This window comes from Rhodococcus sp. EPR-134, assembly GCF_001647205.1.
Taxonomy (GTDB): domain Bacteria; phylum Actinomycetota; class Actinomycetes; order Mycobacteriales; family Mycobacteriaceae; genus Rhodococcus_F; species Rhodococcus_F qingshengii.
This window is the reverse complement of sequence record NZ_LVCT01000258.1, coordinates 1-5,163: the sequence shown is the minus strand read 5'-3', so window position 1 is coordinate 5,163 and position 5,163 is coordinate 1. Positions and strand designations below refer to the sequence as shown.

General features: G+C 63.6%; 5 protein-coding genes. 1 reads left to right on the top strand and 4 read right to left on the bottom strand.

All coding sequences use genetic code 11. The features are described 5' to 3' along the window. The coding region (gene proS / locus A2J01_RS11530; protein WP_064112730.1) for a proline--tRNA ligase at positions 1 to 1,134 on the bottom strand (1,134 nt) is incomplete at its 3' end. A gap of 55 nt (positions 1,135 to 1,189) precedes the next feature. On the opposite strand from proS, the gene yaaA reads away from it, so the two are divergent. Continuing rightward, positions 1,190 to 1,933, top strand: coding sequence for a peroxide stress protein YaaA (gene yaaA / locus A2J01_RS11525; RefSeq protein WP_007735009.1), 744 nt, complete (start codon positions 1,190 to 1,192; stop codon positions 1,931 to 1,933). A gap of 12 nt (positions 1,934 to 1,945) precedes the next feature. Here yaaA and A2J01_RS11520 read toward each other — a convergent pair whose 3' ends face one another. The 3 genes from A2J01_RS11520 to A2J01_RS11510 form a co-directional block, all read right to left on the bottom strand. Further along, positions 1,946 to 3,454: a protein adenylyltransferase SelO gene (locus A2J01_RS11520; protein WP_064112729.1), complete on the bottom strand. Its 1,509-nt coding sequence runs from the start codon at positions 3,452 to 3,454 to the stop codon at positions 1,946 to 1,948. A gap of 35 nt (positions 3,455 to 3,489) precedes the next feature. After that, positions 3,490 to 3,918: a CBS domain-containing protein gene (locus A2J01_RS11515; RefSeq protein WP_007735005.1), complete on the bottom strand. Its 429-nt coding sequence runs from the start codon at positions 3,916 to 3,918 to the stop codon at positions 3,490 to 3,492. 80 nt (positions 3,919 to 3,998) lie between these two features. Next, on the bottom strand, positions 3,999 to 5,163 hold a 1,165-nt coding region (locus A2J01_RS11510), incomplete at its 5' end, for an MFS transporter (RefSeq protein WP_064112728.1).

The window sequence follows — 5,163 nt, the reverse complement described above, 5'->3', positions numbered from 1 at the left end:
GTCTTCGTCGGCGCCGGTGATCCAGCTGGTGCCGTCGACGACACGCGGGTCGACAAGGTAGCGAACGCCGTTGGCCTGCAGCGCCTTCGGGCCGATATAACCCTTGGCCAGGAACGGGTTGTTCTTGAAGTCGGTCTCGGTGATCATCACGAACTCGGCCGGCTCCAGCGAAGCCTCGAGGCGCTTTTCGTCGACCTCACGGTCGCCGGGGATGCCGATACCGAGCAGTTCCCACTCGCCGCCGGGCAGGCGGGTCTTGACCATGATGTTCTTGAGAGTGTCGGCGGCGGTGACGGTACGGCCGAGATCAGCGCGGTTCGCCCAGTCCACCAGGGTGTCGATGGTGGGTGTGTTCGCGGTGTCGTACACCTTGGCTTCGGGCAGCCCGTCGAACGGAATCGAATCGGGAACAACAGTCTTGACGGCCTCGACGTTGGCGGCGTAGCCGGATTCGAGGCAGCGGACGTAGGTGTCTTCGCCGATCTCGCTCTCGGCAAGGAACTCCTCGGACGCGCTGCCGCCCATCGCACCGGAGGTGGCCGAGACGATGACGTACTTGACGCCCAGACGCGTGAAGATCTTCTCGTAGGCGCCGCGATGCGCCTGGTACGACTCCGTCAGGCCTTCGTCGGTCAGGTCGAAGGAGTAGGAATCCTTCATGAGGAACTCGCGGCCACGCAGAATGCCGGCACGCGGACGCGCTTCGTCGCGGTACTTGGTCTGCACCTGGTACAGGGTGACCGGGAAGTCCTTGTAGGAGTTGTACTCACCCTTGACCGTCAGAGCAAAGAGCTCCTCGTGGGTCGGGCCGAGCATGTAGTCGTTGCCCTTGCGGTCCTTGAGGCGGAACAGGTTGGGGCCGTACTCGGTCCAGCGGTTCGACGCTTCGTAGGGATCGCGCGGGAGCAGCGCAGGCAGCAGGATTTCCTGTCCGCCAATTGCATTCATTTCTTCACGGACGACACGCTCTACCTCGCGCAGCACCCGCAATCCCAGCGGCAACCACGAGTAGACGCCTGGAGCGATACGACGCACGTAGCCGGCACGAACCAGCAGTTTGTGGCTGGCAACTTCGGCGTCCGAGGGATCGTCACGCAGGGTACGCAGGAACAGGTGGGACAGACGGGTAATCACGAGGTGTAAGGATAGTCGCCGCAGTCGGCCGAGCGGGCCTCGGTACGGTTACAGCGTGCTTGTACTGCTGCCTCCCTCAGAAACCAAGTCCGACGGCGGCAAGGATGCGCCCCTCGATCTGGCCGAACTGTCGATGCCCCAGTTGACCGAAACGCGCGAATTGCTGGTTCAGACGCTGGTCGATCTGGCCGCTGACGTCGAGGCGTCATGCGAAGCGCTCGGGCTCGGCCCGACGCAAGCAGACGAAGTGGAGCGCAATGCCAAGCTGTGGGTGTCCGCGACGCGGCCCGCACTGCAGCGCTACACCGGCGTGCTCTTCGACGCCCTCGACGCAAAGTCGTTCACCCGCGCCCAGAAGGCCAAGGCTCTCGATCGGATCGCGATCGGCTCCGCTCTGTTCGGTGCAGTCCGTGCGGGAGATCTGATCCCCGCCTACCGCCTTTCCGGCGGGTCCAAGCTGCCCGGGATGGGCACGCTCCGCTCACTGTGGAAGCCGGAGTTGCCGAAGGCCTTGGCGGCCGAAGCCGACGGCCTTGTCATCGATCTACGGTCCGGCACCTACCAAGACCTCGGACCTGTTCCAGACGCACTGATCGCAACGGTCCTCACCGAGAAGCCGGACGGCACCCGCACTGTCGTCAGTCACTTCAACAAGCACCACAAGGGTCTGCTCGCCCGTGCGCTGGTGGTCTCGCGTGCCGAACCGACCGACATCAAGGGTGTCGCGCGGGTGGCGTCGAAGGCCGGCCTGCGGGTGGAAATCGCGTCGGAGCGTGAACTGATCATCCTGACGGATTGATGGCTTCGTCTGTCAAGTGCCGCAGAAGGTTTGGAACGTCTCGCTGAAAGACCGCGGAGCCGCCTCGGTGTAGTCAGCCCACTCGTCGCGTCGGTCGAATGGATGCGTGACAACCTCCAGCAGCTTCTCGAATGGAGCGAGGTCGCCGTCGGTCGCGGCGCGCAGGGCAGCGTCGAGCCGATGATTACGCGGAATGTACAGCGGGTTGACGCGATCCATCGCGCTCGCGGTCTCCGCGGCCCCTTGTCCGTTTTCGGTCAGGGCTCCCTGCCACCGCTGCAACCAGGGCGCGATGTGCTCCCGTGGCACGAGTTGGTCGAGAGGCGCCGAATTTCCGCGCAATTCGTCTGCGAGTGCGCGGAAACTGCCTGTCCAATCAGCTCCGTGTTCCGCCAACAACGTCAGCAGATCGTCGACGAGCGCCCGATCGACAAACGGCTGGGCCAGACCGATCTTTGCCGCGAGACCGGCCGCATAGTGTCCCTCGTAGCGCTCGTCGAAGGTCTCGAGAACTGCCGACGCCGCGGAAATCGCATTGTCGGGTGCGGAATCGATCAGCGGCAACAGTGTTTCTGCCAAGCGCGCCAGATTCCACTTCAGTACAGCGGGCTGATTGCCGAACGCATAGCGGCCCCCGTGGTCGATCGAGCTGAACACTGCCGCCGGATCGAATGCGTCGAGGAAGGCGCACGGACCGTAATCGATGGTCTCTCCCGAAATTGTGGTGTTGTCGGTGTTCATGACCCCGTGCACGAAACCGATGAGCATCCACCTCGCCACCAGTGACGCCTGCGCCTCGACGACCGCCTCGAGGAACCTCAGATAGCGATTGTGTGTACCCGTTGACGGAAGTTCGGTCAGCTCCGGGTAGTGCCGGGCGATCGCGTAGTCGGTGAGCGGCTGCAAGACCTCGCCCTGCCGGGCCGCGAACTCGAAGGTCCCAACGCGTAGGTGACTCGACGCGATCCGTGCAAGCACGGCACCGGGTTCTGCGCCGTTGCGGCGAACGTCTCGGCCCGTCGCCACCACCGACAGCGCGCGCGTAGTGGGTACACCGAGGGCATTCATCGCCTCGCTGACGAGATATTCGCGCAGCATCGGCCCTATGACCGCATACCCGTCGCCGCCCCGAGAGAACGGTGTGCGCCCGGAGCCTTTCAGATGCAAGTCCACTCGCTGCCCGGCACTGCTGACGAGTTCGCCGAGTAACAACGCCCGACCGTCTCCGAGAATTGGTGCATACCCACCGAACTGATGACCCGCATACGCCATCGCCACCGGTGTGGCCCCGTCCGGCACCGTCGACCCGGACAGGACGCCGATCCCGTCCACACTTCGCAGCGCTGCTACGTCCAATCTCAACGACGCAGCCAGCTGCTCGTTCACCACGAGCAACTGCGGGTCAGGGGCGGCAGCACCTTGCCACGGCACCGTCAGAGCGCCGAGTTCGTCGGCGAACGTGCTCTCGAGGCCGGCCACGATGGTGACCGTGTCTGCTGTGGATTCCTGGAATGCGGCCATCACACGAGAGTAGTCACCGTGCGACAACCTATCGATCAGCCCTGATCGATGTACGACTCGAGCTGATCGCGTTCGCTCTTGAGCTCGTCGATGCGGCTCTTCACCACGTCACCGATACTGACGATGCCGAGGAGGTTGCCGTCCTCGATCACCGGCAGATGCCGGATTCGACGCTCGGTCATGATCGCGGCAATGCTGTCCACTGCGTCTGCCGGAACGCACGTGTACATCAGAGCGGTCATGACCTCGGAAACCTGGATCCCGAGAAGGTCCGGGCCACGCTCGTGCAGGCGTCGAACGACATCGCGTTCGGAAATGATGCCGACCACCGCATCGTCGTCGACCACCACCATGGCTCCGATGTTGTGGCGGGCAAGATCGCACAGCAGCCCGTTGACCGTCGTGTGGGCGTCGATCGTGACGATGCTGTTGCCCTTGTTTCGCAATATGTCCGCGATCCGCATCACGGCACCCCGATCCGTCGAGACTCTCGGCACGTCCTGCAACGATCGTATCGGCTAGCGAAGCGGAAAAACAGGACTGATCAGGCGATTCCCTGAGCTGCCTTCTCCGCAGCCTGAGCCTGGGCTACCTGAGAAGGTGTGAACCTGATGCACAGCGCCGCGATACCGGCGAACACGGCGCAGACCGCGCAGCCCACAAGTGCGAAGGTGTACCCCTCTCCGAGTGCGATCAATTGCGCCGGATTCATGTCCGCTGCCTTGCCCGAAGTGCCGCCGAGCGAGAGCGTCTTGGACGTCGCCATTGCACCGATCACCGACAGCGCCAATGGTCCACCGAGCGTCTGGGCAACTTGGGAGATTGCGGTCAGCGGGCCGATCTCGGTCTCCGGGACACCGGCGATCGCGCACAGTGGCAAGGGCACCATCGCGAGGCCGATACCGAATCCGATCCCGATCACGGGCACGAACAAGTTGGCCAGGTAGGTGGAGTCGGAATCGAGAGTAGAGCCGTAGAGGAGTCCGACGATCATGATCACGACGCCGGTGAGGACCAGCCAGCGGGGTTGAACCTTCACGGCGAGCTTGGAAGCAACCGACGCGGCGGCGCCCAATCCGAACGCGAACGGAATGAACGCGATACCGGCACGCAACGGCGAATACTGCATGATGTCCTGCACGAACAGTGCGACGAAGGCCGTCATGCTGAACATCGCGCCACCGACGAAGAAGATGGCGAGGAACGTCGCGACACGGTTGCGATCGGCGAACAACGAGAAGGGCAAGAGCGGGTTGTCTGCAGTTCGCTCGACAAAGAGGAAGGCGGCGAGGGCGACCAATCCGGCCGCCAATGCACCGATGACGGCGATGCTCCCCCATCCCATTTCCGGGCCTTCGGTGAGAGCAAAAACAACACCGGTACAACCGAGGGTCGCGAGGATCGCGCCGGGGACATCCAAAGCCAGACGCGTCTGATTCGTCTCGCGAAGGGCGCGGAACGCCATGCCGACGAGCGCGATGCCGATCGGGACGTTGATGAGGAAGATCAGACGCCACGACACCTCGGTCAATGCGCCGCCGATGATCAGACCGGCGATCGATCCGACGCCCGTCATGGCGGCAAAAATTGCGATGGCCTGATTACGAGCCGGACCCGCGGCGAAAGTCGTGGCAACAAGGGCGAAGGCAGTGGGCGACGCCACGGCTGCGCCGACACCTTGAAGCGCCCGCGCTGCGATCAACATGCCC